The sequence below is a fragment of the Massilia rubra genome, assembly GCF_011682065.1.
Lineage (GTDB): Bacteria > Pseudomonadota > Gammaproteobacteria > Burkholderiales > Burkholderiaceae_D > Telluria_A > Telluria_A rubra.
Genome location: NZ_VUYU01000011.1, coordinates 141,890 through 162,048, shown reverse-complemented (window position 1 = coordinate 162,048; position 20,159 = coordinate 141,890). Strand labels below are relative to the sequence as shown.

18 protein-coding genes are annotated in these 20,159 nt (G+C 61.7%); 9 read left to right on the top strand and 9 right to left on the bottom strand.

Going from position 1 to position 20,159, the window contains the following annotated elements:
• Positions 1-10 precede the first annotated feature (10 nt).
• The 8 genes from F0185_RS18200 to F0185_RS18165 all read left to right on the top strand — a co-directional run bounded on the left by F0185_RS18200 (position 11) and on the right by F0185_RS18165 (position 7,697).
• Positions 11-1,267, top strand: coding sequence for an ABC transporter substrate-binding protein (locus F0185_RS18200; protein ID WP_167226734.1), 1,257 nt, complete (start codon positions 11-13; stop codon positions 1,265-1,267).
• Positions 1,267-2,133, top strand: a complete 867-nt coding sequence (locus tag F0185_RS18195) for a carbohydrate ABC transporter permease (RefSeq protein WP_167226732.1) — start codon at positions 1,267-1,269, stop codon at positions 2,131-2,133. Before F0185_RS18200 ends, F0185_RS18195 begins: the two co-directional genes overlap by 1 nt.
• Positions 2,133-2,951 (top strand): carbohydrate ABC transporter permease, encoded by an 819-nt coding sequence (locus F0185_RS18190; protein ID WP_166896268.1) that lies wholly within the window; start codon positions 2,133-2,135, stop codon positions 2,949-2,951. Before F0185_RS18195 ends, F0185_RS18190 begins: the two co-directional genes overlap by 1 nt.
• Positions 2,952-2,968: 17 nt before the next feature.
• Complete coding sequence (locus tag F0185_RS18185) at positions 2,969-4,285, top strand: MFS transporter (protein WP_167226730.1); 1,317 nt, start codon at positions 2,969-2,971, stop codon at positions 4,283-4,285.
• A 1-nt stretch (position 4,286) separates the two neighbouring features.
• Complete coding sequence (locus F0185_RS18180) at positions 4,287-5,393, top strand: ABC transporter ATP-binding protein (RefSeq protein ID WP_167226728.1); 1,107 nt, start codon at positions 4,287-4,289, stop codon at positions 5,391-5,393.
• A 174-nt stretch (positions 5,394-5,567) separates the two neighbouring features.
• Positions 5,568-6,899, top strand: a complete 1,332-nt coding sequence (locus F0185_RS18175) for a tetratricopeptide repeat protein (RefSeq protein ID WP_167226727.1) — start codon at positions 5,568-5,570, stop codon at positions 6,897-6,899.
• 235 nt (positions 6,900-7,134) lie between these two features.
• Entirely contained in the window at positions 7,135-7,419 is a 285-nt protein-coding gene (locus F0185_RS18170; protein ID WP_167226725.1) for a hypothetical protein, read from the top strand.
• Positions 7,407-7,697, top strand: coding sequence for a type II toxin-antitoxin system RelE/ParE family toxin (locus F0185_RS18165; protein WP_167226723.1), 291 nt, complete (start codon positions 7,407-7,409; stop codon positions 7,695-7,697). The genes F0185_RS18170 and F0185_RS18165 overlap by 13 nt, the downstream gene beginning before the upstream one ends.
• 122 nt (positions 7,698-7,819) lie before the next feature.
• On the opposite strand, the gene F0185_RS18160 is transcribed toward F0185_RS18165, so the two are convergent.
• Positions 7,820-8,473 (bottom strand): hypothetical protein, encoded by a 654-nt coding sequence (locus F0185_RS18160; protein ID WP_167226721.1) that lies wholly within the window; start codon positions 8,471-8,473, stop codon positions 7,820-7,822.
• A 307-nt stretch (positions 8,474-8,780) separates the two neighbouring features.
• The gene (locus tag F0185_RS18155; protein ID WP_167226719.1) at positions 8,781-11,561 is read right to left on the bottom strand and encodes a TonB-dependent receptor; all 2,781 of its coding nucleotides are present in this window, start codon (positions 11,559-11,561) and stop codon (positions 8,781-8,783) included.
• Positions 11,562-11,951: 390 nt separating this feature from the next.
• Between F0185_RS18155 and F0185_RS18150 the strand changes: the two genes are divergently transcribed.
• Positions 11,952-12,692 (top strand): GntR family transcriptional regulator, encoded by a 741-nt coding sequence (locus tag F0185_RS18150; protein WP_167076971.1) that lies wholly within the window; start codon positions 11,952-11,954, stop codon positions 12,690-12,692.
• Between the two features lie 196 nt (positions 12,693-12,888).
• Here F0185_RS18150 and F0185_RS18145 read toward each other — a convergent pair whose 3' ends face one another.
• The 7 genes from F0185_RS18145 to rplS form a co-directional block, all read right to left on the bottom strand.
• On the bottom strand, positions 12,889-13,668 hold the full coding sequence (locus F0185_RS18145) for an SDR family oxidoreductase (protein WP_166896153.1): 780 nt from the start codon (positions 13,666-13,668) through the stop codon (positions 12,889-12,891).
• A gap of 99 nt (positions 13,669-13,767) precedes the next feature.
• The gene (locus F0185_RS18140) at positions 13,768-16,473 is read right to left on the bottom strand and encodes a M16 family metallopeptidase (protein ID WP_167226717.1); all 2,706 of its coding nucleotides are present in this window, start codon (positions 16,471-16,473) and stop codon (positions 13,768-13,770) included.
• 82 nt (positions 16,474-16,555) lie between these two features.
• A complete protein-coding gene (locus F0185_RS18135; protein WP_167226715.1) occupies positions 16,556-17,005 on the bottom strand; it encodes a CBS domain-containing protein in 450 nt (149 codons plus the stop codon).
• Positions 17,006-17,129: 124 nt separating this feature from the next.
• Positions 17,130-17,474: a DUF3579 domain-containing protein gene (locus F0185_RS18130; protein ID WP_166896147.1), complete on the bottom strand. Its 345-nt coding sequence runs from the start codon at positions 17,472-17,474 to the stop codon at positions 17,130-17,132.
• Positions 17,475-17,766: 292 nt separating this feature from the next.
• On the bottom strand, positions 17,767-18,744 hold the full coding sequence (locus F0185_RS18125) for a CobD/CbiB family protein (RefSeq protein WP_167226713.1): 978 nt from the start codon (positions 18,742-18,744) through the stop codon (positions 17,767-17,769).
• A 225-nt stretch (positions 18,745-18,969) separates the two neighbouring features.
• The gene (locus F0185_RS18120; RefSeq protein WP_167226711.1) at positions 18,970-19,635 is read right to left on the bottom strand and encodes a CoA pyrophosphatase; all 666 of its coding nucleotides are present in this window, start codon (positions 19,633-19,635) and stop codon (positions 18,970-18,972) included.
• Positions 19,636-19,702: 67 nt separating this feature from the next.
• Positions 19,703-20,089 carry a 50S ribosomal protein L19 gene (rplS, locus tag F0185_RS18115; protein WP_054266855.1) on the bottom strand — a complete coding sequence of 129 codons (387 nt, stop codon included), beginning with the start codon at positions 20,087-20,089 and terminating at the stop codon, positions 19,703-19,705.
• Positions 20,090-20,159: the final 70 nt, after the last annotated feature.

Genomic DNA, 20,159 nt, shown 5'->3' with positions numbered 1-20,159 from the left:
CCCGCCATCGATGAAAACGATACTGCTGACGGCATTGATGGCACTTGGACTGGCCGCTCCCGCCGCCGCCGCCGAGACGAAAATCGAATTCTGGACCTTCAGCATGAAGCCCAAGTTCACGCCCTTCTTCGACTCGGTGGCGCGCAATTACGAGGCGGCCAATCCGGGCGTGAAGATCGAGTGGATCGATTTTCCGTGGGATGTCATCCAGACCAAGCTGGTCACGCGCATCGTGGCCGGCACGCCGCCGGCGCTGGTCAACCTGAACGTGCCCTGGGCCGACGAATACGCGCGCGACGAACTGCTCACGCCCGTCGACGCCCTGCTCGGCGCGTCCAGGGCCAGCTACATTCCCAGCACCCTGGAAGACCTGCGCTTCAAGGGCAAGACCTACGGCTTCCCGATGTACAGCAACGTCGCCGTGATCGCCTACAACCAGCTCATTTTCAAGGATGCGGGGTTGACGCGCGGCCCGCAAAGCTTCGACGAGCAACTGGCGTTCGCGCGCCAGATCGCGGCGCGCACCGGCAAGGCCGGCATTGCCCCGGCGCTGTCGAAAATCGATGGCCTGTTCATGTGGCAGGGCCTGGCCGTCATCAAGGATGGCAAGGCGGTGTTCAATTCGGCGCAGCACGTGGCGCTGGTGCAAAAACTCGCCGCGACCTACAAGGCCGGCGGGCTGCTGAAAGAAAGCCTGTTCGCCGAAGATAACTTCCCGGCCGTGATCGACGCCTACAAGGGCGGACGCCTCGGCATGCTGCTCGCCCCGCCGACAGCCTTGAAACGCATCCAGGGCGACGCCAAGGATATCTACGCCGTCACCGGCGTGGCGCCGGCGCCGCTCGGCCCCACCGGCATCGCCGACGGCGGCTGGCTGATTCACTTCGCGATCCCCAAGGGTGTCGACACCAGGCTGCTGCCGGCGGTCGGCAAGTTCGCGCTGTACCTGACCAGCGACGCCAACCAACTCGCCTTTGCCAAACAGGCTAGCGTGTTCCCCACCGCCGTCAAGGCGGCCGCCGATCCGTATTTTCTGGCGCACCCAAGTAACGCCGGCGCCGCCGAAAAAGCCGTGGAAGCGGGAGCACGCTCGATGGCGCACTCGCACACCTTGTACGTGGCCGGCATCGACGACTACGACGAACTGCGTCGCTCGCTGGTCAAGGCGGTCGAAGCGGGCGTCACCGGCAAGCAGGACGTGCAACAAGCGCTTGACCAGGCGGTCGCGATCTGGAACAAGAAGCTCTCCAAACAGAGGCTGCACTGATGAAGACACGGCGCCATACCCTGCAAGCATGGCTGTTCCTGGCACCGGCACTGGTGCTGCTGGCCGTGTTTTCGTTCTGGCCGGTGGCTTACGGCTCGTTCCTCGCGTTCACCGACTATTCCCTGATCCGGCCAACCTCGTTCGTCGGACTGGATAATTTCCGCTACATCTTCGACAACGAGATGTTCGTCACGGGGCTCAAGAATTCACTCCTGTTTCTGGTGATGGTGCCATTCGTGCAGGTCGGCGCGGTGGCGCTGGCGGTGCTGGTCAATAACCAGTTGCCCGGCATCCGCTGGTTCCGCGCCGCCTTCTATGTGCCGGTGGTGACGACCGTGTCGGTGGTGGGCATCATGTGGGGCTTCATGTTCCATGAACAGGGCACGCTCAATTACGTCTTCATGCAACTGCGCCTGGCGAACGCGCCCATCGGCTGGCTGACTGACGACACCCTGGCCCTGTTCGCGGTGATGTTCGTCACGCTCTGGCGCGGGCTTGGCTGGTACATGGTGATGTACCTGGCCGCGCTGCAATCGATCCCGGCCGACATGCAGGAAGCGGCCATGCTCGATGGCGCCAACCGCTGGCAGCAATTCTGGAAGATCACCGTGCCGATGCTCAGGCCCACGATCGCCGTGTGCACGATCCTGTCGGTGCTGGCCGCGCTCAAGGCTTACCAGGAAGTGGACGTACTGACCCAGGGCGGGCCGATGAATTCGACCTTCACCGCCCTGTACTATGCCTACGACCAGGGCCTCAAGCACCTCAAGCTGCCGCGCGCGCTGGCCGCCAGCCTGGTGGTGTCGAGCATCTGCATCGGCATCGCGCTGGTGTGCCTGCGCTACCTCAAGCCGAAGCATCGTTGATGCGCGCCCGTGCGCTGGCCACGTTCGGCCATTACCTGATCCTGTGCGTGCTCGCAGTGGTGTGCGTGTTCCCGTTCTGGTGGACCCTGGTCACGGCGATTTCCACCGAAGGCAATGTGTTCGCCTTTCCGCCCACCTTCTGGCCGCGCAAGCCGTCGCTGGAGAACTTTGCGGAGGTGTTCCGCGCGATTCCGATCCTGGCGTTTTTCAAGAACTCGGTGCTGATCGCCGTCTGCACCGTGTTCTGGAAGCTGGCATTGTGTTCCCTGGCCGCCTATCCGCTGGCGCGCATGCACTTCCGTGGCCGCAAACTGGTGTTCGGGATCATCCTCGCCACCTTGGTGCTGCCGTCGGAAGTGAATTTTTTGGTGAACTTCATCACCGTCACCAAGCTGTCGCTGGTGGACACCTACACCGGCGTGATTTTGCCGAACGTGGTGACGGCGGTCGCCATCCTGCTGCTCAAGCAAGCCTTCGAGGAAGTGCCGCAAGACCTGATCGACGCCGCGCGCGTGGACGGCGCCTCGGAGTGGATCATCTTCAGCAAGATCATGCTGCCGCTGATCGCGCCGTGGCTGGCCACGGTCGGCATCCTGACCGCGGTCGAAGCCTGGAACGAGTACATCTGGCCGTCGATCGTGATGAGCAAACCGGATGAATTTCCGCTGTCGGTGGGCGTGCTGTATTTGCGCGGCACCTTCGGCAGCAGCACCCGCGTGATCGCCGCCGGCACCGTGCTGACGATCCTGCCCACGCTGGCCGCCTTTCTGTTCACGCAGCGCTTCTTCATGCGCGGCATGGACGGCGCAGTGAAGTAACCTACCCAAGGATGTCGATGGAACTGACTAAAACAACGAAAAAAGAACGCAGCCCACTGGCCTGGGTCCCCAGCCTGTACCTGGCGCAGGGCCTGCCCTTCTTCGCAGTCGCCATGGTGGCCGGCCAGATGTTCAAGAGCATGGGCGTGGCCAACGACGACATCGCCCACTGGACCGCCGCCATCATGTCGGCCTGGATCTTCAAGCCGCTCTGGAGTCCCTTCCTGGAACTGGCGAGCAGCAAAAAGATCGTCGTAGTCAGCTTCCAGCTGATCGGCGGCGCCTGCCTCGGGCTGGTGGCGCTGGCGCTGCACATGCCGTTCTGGTTCGCCGCCTGCGTGGTCATGCTCACCCTGGTCGCCATTTCATCGGCCACGCACGACGTGGCCTGCGACGGCCTGTATATCTCGAGCCTGACGCAAAAAGAACAGGCAGCCTACGCCGGCTGGACCGGCACCTTTTTCAACGCCGGGCGCTTCATTTCGTCCGGCGGCCTGCTGCTGCTGGCCGGGTATTTTGAAAAGACCATGGGCGTAGTCTCGGCCTGGACCATCGTGTTCTGCATCCTGGCTGCCGCGATGGCCGCACTTGGCCTGTATAACAGCTGGGCGCTGCCGCTGGCAAAAAATCCGGTCGGCGCCGACGTCACGGCGGCATCGATTGCGCGCACGCTCAAGGAAGTCATCATCGACTTCTTCAAAAAACCCGGTATCTGGGTCTCGGTCCTGTTCATCATTCTGTTTCGCGCCGGCGAAGCGCAGGTGCAGACCATCGGCCCGCTGTTCCTGCGCGAGGCGCGCAACCTGGGCGGACTGGGATTGACGACCATCGAAGTGGGCGCCGTGTACGGCACGGCGGGCACTGTCGCTTTTGTCATCGGCAGCATCGCCGGCGGCTACTTCACCTCGTGGCTGGGCCTCAAGCGCGCCATCCTGGTGCTGATCCTGGCGGTGAACCTGCCCAACCTGGTGTTCTACTTCTTGTCGACCACCCTGCCGACCGACCTGACCCTGATCGGCGCGGCGCTGGCGGTGGAGATGTTCGGCTACGGCTTCGGCTTCGTGGGCCTGATCCTGTACATGATGCAGGTGGTCGCGCCGGGCAAATACCAGACCGCGCACTACGCGTTTGCGACCGGGATCATGCAGCTCGGTTTTTCGCTGTTCAAGTGGGTCAGCGGCGATATCCAGATCGCGCTCGGCTACCACAACTTCTTCCTGTGGGTGCTGGCGGCCGCGGTGCCGGTGGCGATCCTGTCGCAGATCATTCCGATGAGCGCGAGCGAACGCCAGCAGGCCGACCTGGCGGCCGCCCGGCCATCGACGGCGAGCTGACATGGCGGCCGTCACCCTCAAGGGCGTCGTCAAGCGCTACGACGACAAGCAGACCATCATCCACGGTATCGACCTGGCCATCGCCGATGGCGAATTCGTGGTCTTCGTGGGACCGTCCGGCTGCGGCAAGTCGACCTTGCTGCGCATGATCGCCGGACTGGAAGAGATCAGCGGCGGCGAGCTGCATATCGGCGGCCTGCTGGCCAACGATGTGGCGCCGGCCAAGCGTGGGCTGGCGATGGTGTTCCAGTCGTACGCGCTGTATCCGCACATGACCGTGTTCGAGAACATGGCGTTCGCGCTCAAGCTGGCCGGCCACAAGGGCGAGGAGCTCAAGGCCCAGGTCGGGCGCGCCGCGGAGATCTTGCAGATCACCCACCTGCTGCAGCGCCGGCCGAAGGAATTGTCCGGCGGGCAGCGCCAGCGCGTGGCGATCGGGCGCGCCATCGTGCGCAAGCCCGAGGTGTTCTTGTTCGACGAACCGCTCTCGAACCTCGACGCCAGCCTGCGCGTGCAGATGCGGGTGGAACTGAGCCGCCTGCACAAGGAACTCAAGACCACCATGATCTACGTGACGCACGACCAGGTCGAGGCGATGACCCTGGGCGAGCGCATCGTGGTCATCAACGGCGGGCGCATCGAGCAGGTGGGCACGCCCTACGAGCTGTATAACAATCCGGGCAACCTGTTCGTGGCCGGCTTTTTGGGTGCGCCGAAAATGAACTTTATCGGCGCCGGGGTGGCCCATATCGGCGCCATCGGGGTGCGCGTGCGCCTGGCCGACGGCACGCTGGTCGACGCCGACGCCGACGGCGGCGAGGCCCTGATCGACGACAAGGTCACGCTGGGAGTTCGCGCCGAGCACATGACGGTGCTGCCGCAGGCCACCCAGCAAGCCAATGTGCTCGCCGCCGTGGTCGGCCATGTGGAGTACCTGGGCGACCAGACCATCGTCTACGCCAGCATGCCGGGCGACCCGGCCCTGATCGCACTGCGCCAGCCGCAGGGCGGCGCCATGCTGCGCGCGGGCGAACGCATCGCGGTGCATTTGCCGCCCGCGCACTGCCATCTGTTCGACGCCCACGGACGCGCGTTTGCCCGTGCATAAACCGGTCCGCACGGAAATCAGCGTGCAAAGATAAAGTTTATGTAACAATATGCGCTTCGTCCGAAATTCGCATCACATTCGGATGTCGCGTATGTAAGTCACGTGTCCACGGTTCGGCGCTCTGATGCGTTATAGCGTCAGGCTGTCTTTATGTCTTTGATTGAAGGATTCTCCATGTCCCAGTTTCGTCTCGCTCGTATCAGCCTGATCTTGGCCGCCATTGGCCTCAACGCCGCCCCCGCCCTGATGACCAGCGCCAGCGCACAAACCGCCCCGGCAACGCCTGCGACCAGCGCCGCGCCGACCAAACCCGACACCGTTCGTCCGGATCTGTACAAGCTGCTCGAGCCAGGCATGATCAAAGGCCTGATCGACGGTAAGAAATTCGCCGAAGTCCAGGAAAAAGTCACCGCCGCCGAAGCCTTTGCCAACCGTACCCCGTACGAAACCTACGTCATCGAACGCATGAAGTTCGCGCTGGCCTCGGCCAGCGGCAACGATGCCTTGGCCATGAGCTCGCTCGAAGCGATCATCAACTCGCCAAGCACGCCGGCGGCCGACAAGCCGGAATTCATCCTGGCGATGGGCAACATGCAGTTCAACGCCAAGAACTATCCGAAGGCGATTGAATGGATGAAGCGCTACATCAGCGACGGCGGCTCGCCGACGCGCGTGCGCGGCTCGATCGTGCGTGCCTACTTCCTGAACAACGATTTCGCAGCGGCCAAGACCGAAGTGACAGCCATGCTGGCCGAATCCGAAAAAGCCGGCAAGGTGCCGCCAGCGGACGACCTGCGCCTGCTGGCCACGATCGCCGGCAAGCAGAAGGACATGGCGACCTACACCGCCACCGTCGAGAAGCTGGTGGCCTCGTATCCGACCGAAGAACTGTGGGCCGACCTGCTGCACCGCATGTACGGCAAGACCAGCTTCAACAGCAAACTGCAGCTGGACGCGTACCGTCTCGAGACGACCGTGCTCAAGCAAATGGAAGCGGAACAGTATGTCGAGATGGCCGAACTGGCGCTGTTGGCCGGTTTCCCGATCGAAGCGAAAAAGGCGGTTGACGCCGGTTTCGCCGCGAATGTACTGGGCACCGGCGCGAACGCTTCCAAGCACAAGTCGCTGCGCGAGCGCGCCAACAAGAACGCCGCGGACGACGTCAAGAACATCGCTTCGGGCGAAGCCAGTGCGTCCAAGCTGAAAGACGGCACCGGCCTGGTCAACCTCGGTTACGCGTACTCGACCATGGACGAGCACGCCAAGGGTATCGACCTGATCGAAAAAGGCATCGCCAAAGGCGGCCTGAAGCGTCCGGAAGAAGCCAAGCTCAAGCTGGGCATGGCGCTGGCCAAGGGCGGCCGCAAGGATGATGCGATCAAGACCTTCGAAGGCATCAAGGGCACCGATGGCATCGGCGACCTGGCGCGTTACTGGGTGATGTGGCTGAAGCGTCCTGCCGATACGGCAGCGGCGGCAGCGGCGGCAGCGCCAGTAGCCAAGTAATTCGCGGCATGGCCGTTTGATGGGGCGGGTTCCGGCGCAGGCTGGGCCCGCCCTTTGTCGTTAACGCAGCCAGAGCTTAATCGAAGTCAAACAGGATGAAGATGTGTTGAACCAATTGCATGTTGGCGCCGTCTGACCTTGATCGCCGCCTTGCTCATCGCGGTCCTCGAAGCGGGGTAAACTCGTGGGTAAAAAAGGTGCTACTCTAGTGACACCTTTTATGGAGTCTTTGATCATGTCAACCACCTCACTAAAACTTTCTACGGAACTCAAAGAGCGCGCCGTCGCGGCAGCCGAGGAATTGGGAATAAGCACCCACGCGTTCATGATCGGGGCGATCAGCCAGGCTGCAGATGCGGCTGAGCAACGAGCGGAGTTCGTTGCTCAGGCTCAAGCTGCGCTCGCCGACATGCGGGAAACAGGAATGGGCTACGATGCCGACGACGTACGCACCTACCTGCGGGAGCGCCTTAGCAATCCTGACACAGCCAGGCCCGAGGCCAAGCCATGGCGAAAGTAAGTTACACGAACCGCGCCATTGCCGACCTTGAACGTATCAGTGATTTTCTTGTCACAAATAATGTAGACGTTTCCGGGACGCTCGATTTGATTGACGAAGCCATCAGTATTCTTGGTCGTCATCCTTTCGTTGGCCGGCCAGCCGAAACGGGGATGCATGAACTGGTCATTTCACAAGGAAAGAGCGGCTACCTCGCGCTGTACAACTACGATGCGCATCATGACCTCATTCAAATTTTATCCATCAGGCATCAACGCGAAGTGGGCTTCCGGACGTAGTTCATTCAGCAAACTTAACAACTCTGGACTCGCTTGAGAAGCAGGCGGACATGCGCGCGATCGGGGCCGGATACGCCGCTTGCCGGCAAACCGCCAACGATTTGCACGCACATGGCGGCCCATCACTGATCGTTAAGGCGCTTGATCCAGTTCCAGAATGGGTCACGCGATTCCACTTCGTCCATGCTGACGGTACTTGACACGATCTCCGACGCGCGCTCTGGAATGCTTAGTCGTAGTTTCTCTTTAACATAGTCTTGAAACAGCAGAGGTGGTGGAGTGTCATCGTCATCGTCGTCGCATTGCTCCTCAAATACCTCATCTGGCGTTCGCTCAAAATCATCGGGCCAACAGAGTTCGGTATAACCAATTGCAAGCAGGCGCAACAGGTCTTCCATATTTTCTGTCAGCACACAAAGCATCACCGACCCGGACCCCGAGCCCAAATGCACGATCCGCTGTTGCCCATCGTCGTCCAGCCAAAGCCCGGCCCAGGATCCATCGCCGCCGGTTCTCAGGAATATCACCAGGCGGTCGTTCACCTCGGGATCGTTACAGTGGGTCCAGCCGGCGGTATCGGCCGGGTCCGGCACGTGGAAGGCGTTTGCCGTAACGTTGTCATGTTCGGGATCAGGGTACACGGTCATATACCGGCTCCCATCGCGGCGCGTCCGGACGCAGCCGAGTTCTTCCATGAATTGCAGGGCTTGCCGCAGCACGTCCGGCAGTGGATTCCGTTTTGGAAACGCGGCTGCCATTTCATCGGTAAATTTCATTTTCTTCCAATCAAACTCGTGGCCGGTAAGCGGTGACGTTTTGCGTCCCATGTGCATGATTATGCAACACCCGGCGACTCACCTCAGCGGATCGCACAATTCAATCCTGCGGCTCCGGTCCAATCATTACGCTCACCTCGTAATCCGGCAACGCAAGTCGTGCCTTCGCCGACAGGACCATGCAACTCCCGGACTGGGGAGCAATGCAGTCCGGTAAGGATGAAGCACAATGGTCTCCCAAAAAACTAACGGGACGCAGCAGCGTCCCGTTCTTTCTCAAAGGGACCGAAGTCCCTCCATCATCGGCTTAGTATTTGCCGTGCAGCGCCAGGTAGATCTGGCGACCGTTCTTGTACAGCGAGCCTGGCACATCCATCGCACCGGCGGTGTGGATCACCGAACGCACCATCGGATTGTTCAGGTCCTTGCCATCGAGGGTCACGCTGAAGTTCTCGTTGATCTGGTAGGCCAGCGACGCCGACAGCGAACCGACCGAGGCCTGGTACGAGGCCGAACTGCGGCTCGTGCCATTCAGGAAGCCCGAGCGCCAGCTGTAAGTCAAACGCGCGCTGATCTTGTTCTGCTCATAGAAAGCGCCGACGTTATACGCGTTCTTGGACGTTCCGATCAGGGTGCAATCGGCATACGTGAGCGCGCCGCACATCGAACCCGGCGCCTTGCCGGTTTCTTTACCCAGGGTGTAGGTGTAATTCGCATTCACGCCGAAGCCTGCCGGCAGCGCCTGCTGATACGAGAACTCCAGGCCCTTCACTTCCGCCGTGGTGTTGAGCGGGGTGTCGATCTTGTACTCGGTGTTCTTCTTCTGCAGCTGGTTGTAGAAGGTCGCCGTGCCCGAACCGTAGGTCACGTAGCCGTCCAGCGCCGAGTAGAACGCGCCGGCCGCCAGCAGCGACTTCTCGGCAAAATACCACTCCACGCCCAGGTCGAAGTTGTTTGCGCGGATTGGACGCAGGTTCGGATTACCCGCTTTGCCGGTGCCCTGCACATCGAGCAGGTCGGTACCGGCCATCTGGCCCAGTTCCGGACGCGCCATGGTGCGGCTGGTCGAGAAGCGCGCCACCAGGTTCTTCGACAGGTCCATGCGGAAGTTTGCGCTTGGCAGGAAGTCGAGGTAGGTATTGGTGTACAGGCGCGGCTCGAAAGTGCCGGACGGCGCGATTTCGTTACGCTCGACCGATTCCTTGGTGTGCACCACGCGCACGCCGATATTGCCCGAAATGCCTTCGGCGCCGAAGTTCGCCATCACGTAGGCCGAACGGGTCGGCTCCTTGATCTTGAATTCGTTTTGCTTCAAGTGGCCTTCGTACTTGGCATGGGTGCTCAGCCAGTTGTTGACCGCTTCGCGCGAGAACGTCCACCAGCCGGCGCCGTTGGCGTCGAGGTCGTTGAACTCGGTCGGGAACGAGGTCAGGCCGCCCATCGGCAGGTTGCTGACCAGGGACAGGCTTGGCAAGGCGTTGATGCCGATGGCGGTCAGGTCGCGCTTGTGCTCCGCACCGCGCACGCCGAACTGGATCGACTGCACGCTGGCCAGGTCCAGTTTGTAGGTACCGTCGACCTGGCCGTAGACTTCCTTGTCGATCGCGGTCACGTGCGAACCATAGGTGTAAGGCACATTGCCGCTGCCGTCAGGGCCGCCACCGATCGAGAACTTGTCCGCGCCCGGGATCACGTAGGTGACTGCCTTGTCGACGCCATTCATGGTGTAGCTGCCGCCGGTGTACGGCATCCAGACGCCCAGCGCGCCGCTTTTGGTATTGCCCAGGCCTTTGGTCGAGCCGACCTTGCCGGCCAGGGTCAGCTTGTCGTTGACGCGCCATTTGCCGTCCAGGTTGACGAACTTGGATTGGCTTTCGGCCACCGGACGGCTGAATTCTTCCTGCACCGCACTCGACATGGTGCCGCAGACCGCGCCGCAGTTCGCCGGCACGGTGCCGGTCAGCTGGGTCAGCACGCCGTTGTTGACAGTACCGCTCACGTTACCGGCCGGGAAATCCTTGGCCGTCCAGTTCGGCGCCAGGAAGCGCCCCAGCGACTGCATGAAGTTGTGGTTGATGTTCGGTGCGTCGAGGTGCGAACGGAACACGGAAAGGTCGAGCATGATGTCGCTGGTCGGCTTGAACTGCACGTCGATCAGGCCGCCCTTGCGGGTGCGCTCCTGTTCGAACCAGGCGGTGCCGCCCAGGTAGTTGGCCTTGGCGCCCTTGACCGGATCGGTCTTGATGGCGGTCGAGGAACCAGGCACGCCCTTGTCGATGGACGAGCCGGCGTCGACCGGATCGTACCAGAGGCCGTTTTCCTGGCCGACCCGGCTCAGGGTGCGTTTTTCATGGAAGCCCTGGACCATCACCGCCAGGTTGCCGGCTTCGTTCTTCCAGTTCACCAGGCCGTTGAACTGGCCATCGTTCTTGCCCGAGTTTTGCGAATTGACGGCGCCCAGGCTGACCTGTGCGCTGATGCCCTTCTTGAAGTCCAGCGGTTTGCGCGTTTCGATGTCCACCACACCGACCGCGCCGCCTTCGAGCAGGTTGGCCTGCGAACCTTTGTGTACCGTCACGCGGCCGATCAGTTCGGACGGGAACAGGGAGAAGCTGACGCTGCGGCCACCGCCGATGATGTTATCGGCAAACCAGTCGCCGCTCGAGACGGTGTGGCTGTTCAAGGTGGTAAGGGTCAGGCCGAACGGGGTGCCGCGCAGGGCCACGCGGTCGTTCTCGCCGAAGCTGCCTTCCGAGCCGCCGGCCGCGGCCACGCTCACGCCCGGCAAGCGTTGCAGGGAGTCGGCGACGTTCTTGTCGGGCATCTTGCCCACGTCTTCAGCAGTAATGACTTCGACCATCGTGTCCGAATTGCGTTTCTGGTTCAGCGACTGCTGCATGGCCGCGCGAATACCGGTCACGACCACCACTTCGGTCTTGGCGTCCGGGTCCACGGCCGGCACGGTTGCGGCGGCGGTCGCCTGGGCTTGCGCCTGGGCCGACATCGCGATACTCAACACCAGAATAGCTGCCGCCGACGCTACCGGCGTCAGGCTGGTCGATACAGGACGCTCTGCGTTCTTATTCACTACTGACTGATTGCGCTTCATTACTTCCCCCTTGATGTTGGCTCCGTGAGTAAGCCAGTTCATTTTTAACAACGACTTTTTATGTGCTACGGGTACCACCACGTCTAAAACCAATCTAACGCCAATATACTCCTCTTTAATACCAGAACACTACCAGTTATGTGATTTTTTTCATATGTTGTTTCGTTAATACACGGGTGGACTGGCATTTTGGGTAAGTGGTCTGGTCATTGACGGGGAATTTGGCCTAGTTGCAAGAGGGAGGGGTATTGCGCCGGTCTTTTTTTGGTATTATCGTTATATGCAAATACGACAACTGCATGATGTGGCGAAATGACGCCATTGACCGGGAAAAGTGGTCCCATCCTTACAAAAGAAAGCGCCATTGGTATGACATCGCTCGCCCAAATCATGCAGACGCTGGCCCAGACCAGCTCGCAGCCGCTGTACCAGCAATTACAGCGCGCCTTGCGCGAAGCGATCGACCAGCGCCTGTTCGGGCCGGACGAAGCCTTGCCGGCGGAGCGCCAGCTGGCGCTGGACCTGTCGATCTCGCGCATCACGGTGCGCAAGGCGATTGACGGGCTGGTGAGCGAGGGCTTGCTGGTCAAGCGGCCGGGCTCGGGCAACTTCATCAATACGCGGATCGAAAAGAATTTTGCCAAGCTGACCTCGTTTTCGGAGGATATGCGGGCACGCGGACGCACGCCGCGCAGCGTGTGGCTCAAACGCTCGGAGGGCACGGTGACGCCGGAAGAAGCGTTGCGCCTGCGCTTGTCGCCGGGCGCGCCGGTGTACCGCTTCAACCGGATCCGCTACGCGGACGAACTGCCGATGTGCCTGGAGTACGCGACCATCGTGGCGTCCTGCCTGCCCTCGCTCGATGTGGTGGGCGTGTCGATGTACGAGGCGCTGGAAGCGGCCGGCAACCGGCCCACGCGCGCGCTGCAACGCTTATCGGCGCTGCTGCTCAACGCGGAACAGGCCAAGCTGCTGCAGTCGAAGGAAGGCGATGCGGGATTGTGCGTGGAACGGCTGGCGTTCTTGCGGGACGGCCGGGCGGTCGAGTTTTGCCGCTCGTACTTCAGGGGGGATATGTATGATTTCGTGGCGGAGTTGAGTACGGCCTAGCTGCGTTTATATCGGCCCAAGGTCACTCATCCAATTCATGTCATTCCGGCCTGTACCACCGTCGCTCCCGCGAAGGCGGGAGCCCAAGTGTGCTGCACAGTTGGCGGCTCCACAAACTTGGGTTCCCGCCTTCGCGGGAAGTCGGTTTCGGCAATGCCGGAGACGACGAGATAGCAGTCGGGCCATGCGCCGTTAGTTAAATCGCCGTCAAGCCGCCATCGACCGCCAACTGATGCCCGGTCACGAACGAACTCTGTTCGGAACACAGCCACATCGCCGCATTGGCAATCTCGACCGGCTCGGCGAAGCGGCCCATCGGATGCACATTGCGCAGCTTTTTCTCGCGCAGCGGTTCGCGTTCCAGTGCGCGGCCCATCATCGGCGTATTGACCACGCCAGGGCACACACTATTAATACGAATCCCCTCGCGCGCATACTCGGCCGCCGCGGTCTTGGTCATGCCCACCACCGCGTGCTTGCTGGCCGCGTAAATCGACTGCGTCGGCGCGCCGACCAGGCCGGCCACCGAGGCGGTGTTGACGATCGTCCCGCCACCCTGCTTGAGCATCTGGCGGATTTCGTACTTCATGCACAGCCAGGTGCCTTTGACGTTGACGTTCATGATGCGGTCGAACAGCGCTTCGTCGGCGTCCGCCAGCGGCAAATGCTCTTCTTCGATCCCCGCATTGTTGAACGCGCAATCGAGCTTGCCGTAATAGGCCACCGTCTTGTCGATCAGCGCCTCGACTTCCGACGCGCGCGTCACGTTACACTGCACGAACAGCGCCTTGCCGCCATGTTCGACGATCATCGCCGCCGTCGCATGCCCGCCGTCGACCGACGTATCGGCCACCACCACGCACGCACCCGCGCGCCCGAATGCGACCGCAGCGGCGCGTCCGATACCGCCCGCCGCGCCCGTCACGAGAACAACCTTACCCTCGAACGAGGACTCCTTCTGCTTCTCCCTGGCCATGATGCAACATCTCCGTATGTTCTACAGAAGAAGCAAATACTTCCTCCAAGCAACAGAATACCGTAAACGTTGCTATCCCGCCAGCAAGTATTGTTCTCCTTACTTCTTGGGCTTGGCTTTTTCCTGGTCACCCGCTATGACGACGCTCAGCGCGGCCGGGTCGATGGCCTTGAGGAAGGCGGCGTTTAGTTGTTCCAGCGACACGGCGGCGAGCTTTTGCTCGAAGCGCTCGCTCCATTCGAATGTTTTGCCGAGGTACAGGAGCGAGGTCCAGCCGCTCGCCAGCACGCTGTCTTCGGCGCGGTTTTGCGCGCGCTGTTGCAGCAGGCCCGATTTGGCCGCCGCCAGTTCGCCGGCGGTAAACCCCTTGGTGACCGCGCGCGCCAATTCTTCGCGCATCGCCACATCGAGCTTGGCCAGGTTCTGCGGCGCGGCGATGGCGCTCATGGTCAGGCCGCCGGCACGGTCAAGGTCGCCCGCGCCCAGTTGCGAGCCGCCGCCGTAGGACAAGCCGTCTTTCTGGCGGATGCGGTTCATCAGGCGCGATTCCAGGCCGCCGTCGCCGAAAATGTAATTGGCCAGCATCAGCGCCGGATACGCCGGATCGTCGACCTGCAGGTCCAGGTTCAGGCGCGCCATGACGACGCCGTTTTCCTTGTCCGCGAGGTTGACGGTTTTTTTCAGGGGCGCGACCGGGGCGTTGGTGCGCAGCACCGGCGCGTAGCCGGCGCGGCTCTGCCACTTGCCGAACAATTCCTCGACCAGCGGCGCGACCGGCGCGGCGTCGAAGTCGCCCACGATCGCCAGTTCGCCATGCGAGGCGCCGTAGAAATCGCGGTAGTAAGCCTTCACATCGTCCCGGCGCACCGCCTTGACATCGGCGATCTGCTCGTCGAGCGTGCGGGTGGCGCGCACGTCACCCTTCGGATAATGGTCGAAGTGTTCGGAGAGCGTGCGCGCGGCCACCGATTGCGGCTCGCTGCGGCCCGACTCCAGGCTGACCAGCCATTGCTGGCGCAGCTGCTCGAATTCGGCTTCCGGAAAGGTTGGCTCCTTGAGCACGTGCGCCATCAGGCGCAGCGCCTCGTTCAAGTGGGTGCGCGTGGTTTCGAACTCCATCAGGCCACCGCTGATCTTGAGTTTATCGAAGGCGTCCGACAACTGCTCGCGCGTGTATTTGGTGGTGCCGCGCGTGAGCATGGCGCCGGTCATGGCCGGCAGCACGCCTTTGCCGAACAGGGTTTTCTCGTCGCCCCAGTGCAGGTTCAGGTCGACCGACACCGCTTCGCCGCGGTTCTTCTTGGGCAGCAGCGCCAGTTTCACGCCACCCACGGTGGCCAGGGTGGTGCGCTTCATGATGTTGGCCTGGCTCGGGTCGAAGTCTTCCGACTTCTGGCTCGCTTCTTTCGGCTTGAAGTCTTTCATCACGCTGGCCAGGGTGGGCGCAGGGGGAATCTCGGCGCGGCGCGGGGCGTCGTCCGGCAAAAAGTGACCGGTGACGCGGTTGTCGCGGCGCAGGTAGCGCCCCGCCGCTTCGGCCACTTCGGCCGGGGTCATGCTGGCGATGCGTTCGCGCCCGACGAAGAACAGGCGCCAGTCGCCCAGCGCGATCACTTCGGACAAGGCCACCCCGACCTGCTGCGGGTCGTTCAGGCTTTTCTCGATGCTGTTGGTGTAGTTACGCCGCACCCGCTCGATCTCCGCTTCGCTGGGCGGGGTCTTGACGAAATCTTCGACGGCGGCCGTGAGGGCCTCGCGTACCGGCTCGATCGGGTCGCCCTTCTTCACCACGGCGCCGAAGTACAGCATGCCGGGCGCGTAGCCGGTTTCGGCGTAGGCGAAGACGTCGCTGGCCTTGCCGGGCTCGACCAGCAGCTTGTGCAGGCGCCCGGTGCTCGCCGCACCCAGCACTTCGGAGGCGAAACTGAGGGCGTCGCTGTCGTCATGCAGGGCCGCCGGCACCTTGTAGCCGACCGCGATCATCTGCACGTCGCCCTGGCGGCGCACGGTAAAACTGCGCTCGCCGTCCTGGGTCGGCTCCACCGTCCAGAACTGCGGCAAGGCGCGCTTCGGCCTGGGGATGGCGCCGAAGCTCTTGCTGATCCAGCCCAGCGCGCGGGCCGGATCGAATTTGCCGGCCACCAGCAGCACCGCGTTATCGGGCTGGTACCAGGTGCGGTAGAACGCTTGCAGGTTTTCGATTTTGACGTTCTCGATGTCGCTGCGGTTGCCGATGGTCGAACGGCCGTAGCTGTGCCAGTCGTAGCCGAGGCTCTGCATGCGCTTCATCAGCACTTCGGCGGGCGAATTTTCGCCGCTTTCGTACTCGTTGCGCACCACCGTCATTTCGGAGTCGAGGTCTTTTTTGGCGATGTAGGAATGGACCATGCGGTCCGCTTCCATCTGCAACGCCCATTTCAGGTTGTCGTCGCCGGCCTGGAACACTTCGTAGTAATTGGTGCGGTCGAGCGCCGTGGTGCCGTTGAACTGCATGCCGCGCTGCGAGAACTGCTGCGCGATATTGCGGTTGTTGGGCGCGCCCTTGAACATCAGGTGTTCGAGCAGGTGGGCCATGCCGGTTTCGCCGTAATTCTCGTGGCGCGAGCCGACCAGGTAAGTCACGTTGACGGTGACGGTCGGCTTGGACGAGTCGGGGAACAGCAGCACCTTCAGGCCGTTCGGCAGGCGATACTCGGTGATGCCTTCGACGGAAGGGCCCTGCACCACGCCTTTCGGCAACGGCAGGGCGAGCGCGGCGCCCGTAACGAGGTAAGCGGCAGCGCAGATCCAGCGAATGTGAGTCATGAGGTCTTTTTGATAGAGTGGACACGGTTTGCCGTCCCCGGCGCGAGCCATCATACCAGAGGCCGCCAATCGCGCAGCCGGGCTACTGGCGCGCGCGTTTCTCGTGGCTTTGCTGGTGCGAGCAGATACGCGACAGTTCGCCCATTTCCTCGGCCAGGAATTCGAGCAGGTCGTCGACGCTGACAATGCCGGTCAGGCCGCCGGCGTTGTTGACCACGGGGACGCGCCGGATGCCGCGAAAACGCATCCGTTCGATCGTTTCGTAGACGTCGTCGTCTTCCGACGCGGTCAGGAGGTCGGCGCTCATGATGTCGCCCACCAGCAGGCTGGCCGGATCGAGCCCGAGCGCGATGACGGACACCACGATGTCGCGGTCGGTAAGGATGCCGACCGGAATGCGTTCGTCGTTGATTTGATCAATGACAACAAGGTCGCCAACGTGATGCTTGCGCATCAACAAGGCTGCGGCCTGGACCGTGTCGTCGCCCTTGCAGTAACTGGTTTGAACAGTGCAGATTTCGCCTATGCGCATGATGTTCTCCTGAGCGGCTCGGCGCTCGTGACTTGCGCGCGCACAGATGGGCGCGCAAAAGACTTAAACTAACGCGCTCTTTCTATTGCCGGTTTGATCTTGCTCAAAACACCGGTGATGCTTTTCAGATTTTAAGCTCGCCCGGTTCGGGCAGGATACAGGCGTCGATGATCTGGAGATCATTGTCCTTGGCGAAATTGAGGACGAAGTGGTAGGCCAGCGGTTCGAGTTTCTGGAGGTCGTTGTTGACCACCACGGCCTTGACGCCGTCGAGCATGGTCGGGCGTACGTAGGGCGAGAACTGGAGGTGGGCATTGCGGCCGCCCGAGCCTTCCGGGCGAAAGCAGGACATGACGCCGCACAGCCGCTCGGCCCAGTCGCTGGGGCGGAACTGCCTGCCATCGCTGGTGAGGCCAAGAATGAAAAACTCGTCGGCGAGTTTTTTCTTGCTTTCGGATAACTCGGCCATAGGGCGGGTCGTGGGAACAAGAAGATGCGTGGAGACGAAGGCGCAAGCGCCGGGCCAGTGAATCAGGTGCTGCTGTGCAACGCGAGTATTATATCTTATAGAAGAGTTGAACTTGCAGAATGATGCAGCCTGGATGCGGGAGGCGCCCTCCAATGTCGCCCCCCCACCATCACCACGTCGTTCCCGCGCAGGCGGGAACCCAAGTTGGTTGATCCCCTGTTGGCGTCAGCACGACATTGGGTTCCCGCCTGCGCGGGAACGACGACGGATCGGAGGGCCGACAGGCCACCACTTACGTCGCCACTTGCCCAATATTAGCCAAACCAACCGCACCCGACAACAGCAACAGCAGCAGCATCCATAAAAGCAACGCCCGCCACACCAATCCGACCGTGCTTTGCAGCGCACGCGCGTTCGGCTCTTCCCCCGGCATCACTTCCACCTCGCTATAGGTGCTGTCCACGGTCGCCGCATCCGGCGGCAAGACCTTGGAGGCATTCTCGTTCGGCGTGCCCAGGCGCACGCCCATGGCGCCGCCGCCGGCCGACAAGATAATCCCGCGCGCTTCGTCGCTCCAGCGATGCGCGAAATTGCGCCATGCATAAATGGCATCTTCAAAATTGCCCACCACCGCGAACGCGACCGCCGTCAAGCGCACCGGCAGCCAGTCGATCCAGTAAAACGCGCGCGCGGCGAACTGGCCGAACGCTTCATTGCGCATGTGATCCGGTTCGTTCCACGCGCGCGCCAGGTATTCCGACACGCGGTACATCACCGCACCGGCCGGCCCCAGGATCAAGAACCAGAAAAACACCCCGAACACATTGCGGTGCGTGGTCAGCAGCGACTTTTCGACCGCGATGCGGGCCACTTCCGACGCTTCCATGCCGACCGTGTCGATGCGCGCCCACTCCGCCAGCAGCGCCCGCGCGCCGGCCTCGTCGCCGCCGCTCAGCGCTGCCTGGATTGAACTGAAATAATGGCTGTAATGACGGAAACCCAGGGTCAGGTACACAATCAGCACATTCCACGCAAACGCGATGAACACCAGCTGGTAGTTGTACAGCAGCCAGGAAATCAGGGCGGTCGGGCCGACTAGCAGCAGGATGACCAGCACCCAGCCCATGCGTCCATTGCTGGCGTCGCCCGCGTTGAACCAGCCCTCCATGCGCATCGCAAAACTCTTGATCTCCGCATAAATCAGATTGTCTGCCCGCAGCGGCTTGAGCTGTTCGATCAGCAGCGCGCAGAGAATGGAGAGAAATGTCATCGACGGTCCTTTTGTACTTTTTGAAATGAAGCAGCAGAGCAATTCATCAATGCCCGCTACGATAGCGCAGAGCACCGATGGAATCAAACATATTGGCGCTGCGAGCCGGCCAGGGGATTGCTCCCAGACCCACGCAGTAGCGCTAAATTCGGAGCCGTCATTCCTGCGCGGGAATGACGGCTCTACATTTTTTGGCGAGAAGTGAGCATAAAAGCCTTGCTCCGTTCAGGCACGCAGGAAGTGAAACAGATTGCGCAGCATGCCGGCGGTGGCGCCCCAGATAAAGAAGCGATCATACGGCATGGCGTAGAAGCTGCGCTGTCCCGCCCCTTCCGGCAGTTCCAGCGAGAGGCGCTGGTGGTTCATGCCGTCCATCAGGAAGTGCAAGGGCACTTCGAAGATTTCAGCCACTTCGTTGGCGTCGGCGGCCAGCTCGAATGGCGGCGCGATCAGGCCCACCACGGGCGTGACCCGGTAACCGGTGCCGGTAATATAGTCGGGCAAGGTGCCGATCACCTCCACAAGGCGGCGTTGCAGGCCGATTTCTTCCTCGCTCTCGCGCAGCGCCGTGGCGATGGCCGAGGCATCATAACTTTCGGCGCGTCCGCCCGGAAAGCTGATCTGGCCCGCGTGCGCCGACAGATGCGCGGTGCGCACGGTCAGCAACATGCTCAGCCCGGCGGGGCGCTGCACCAGCGGCAGCAGCACCGAGGCCGGCATCAATTCCTTGCGCCCGCCCCAGGATTCGCCCGGCGGCTCAGGTTGCCAGTCGGGCGGACTGGCGAAGCGCTGGCGCAGCCACGCCGGCGTGAGGCGCTCGGGGTCGAGCGCCGCTTCGCCACCGAGGGCTTCAACAGGTAATTTTTCTGGATCGAAAATAATCTTGGGCAAGGGTATTGTCCTTCAAAACGAAAAAAGGCATCCGGACAGGATGCCTTTTTTGCAACGCAGATGCCGATTACTTGGCAGCGGCTGGAGTTGCAGCGCGACGGTTTGGCAGTTTTTCTTTGATACGTGCCGATTTACCCGAACGCTCACGCAGGTAGTACAGCTTGGCGCGGCGAACATCACCACGACGCTTGACTTCGATCGATGCGATCAGCGGGGAATACAGCTGGAACGTACGCTCGACGCCTTCGCCGGACGAGATCTTGCGAACGATGAAGTTCGAGTTCAGGCCACGGTTACGACGGGAGATCACGACGCCTTCGTATGCCTGGGCGCGCTTGCGGGTGCCTTCGACTACGTTGACGTTGACGATAACGGTATCGCCAGGTGCGAAATCAGGAATAGTCTTGCCCAGACGGGCAATTTCTTCTTGCTCAAGTTGCTGAATCAAATTCATTTTTAGGACTCCGATAACCATCTTGCTGGCGCTGCATTCGCCCAGTAGAGGATGGGGTTACTGATGCGGG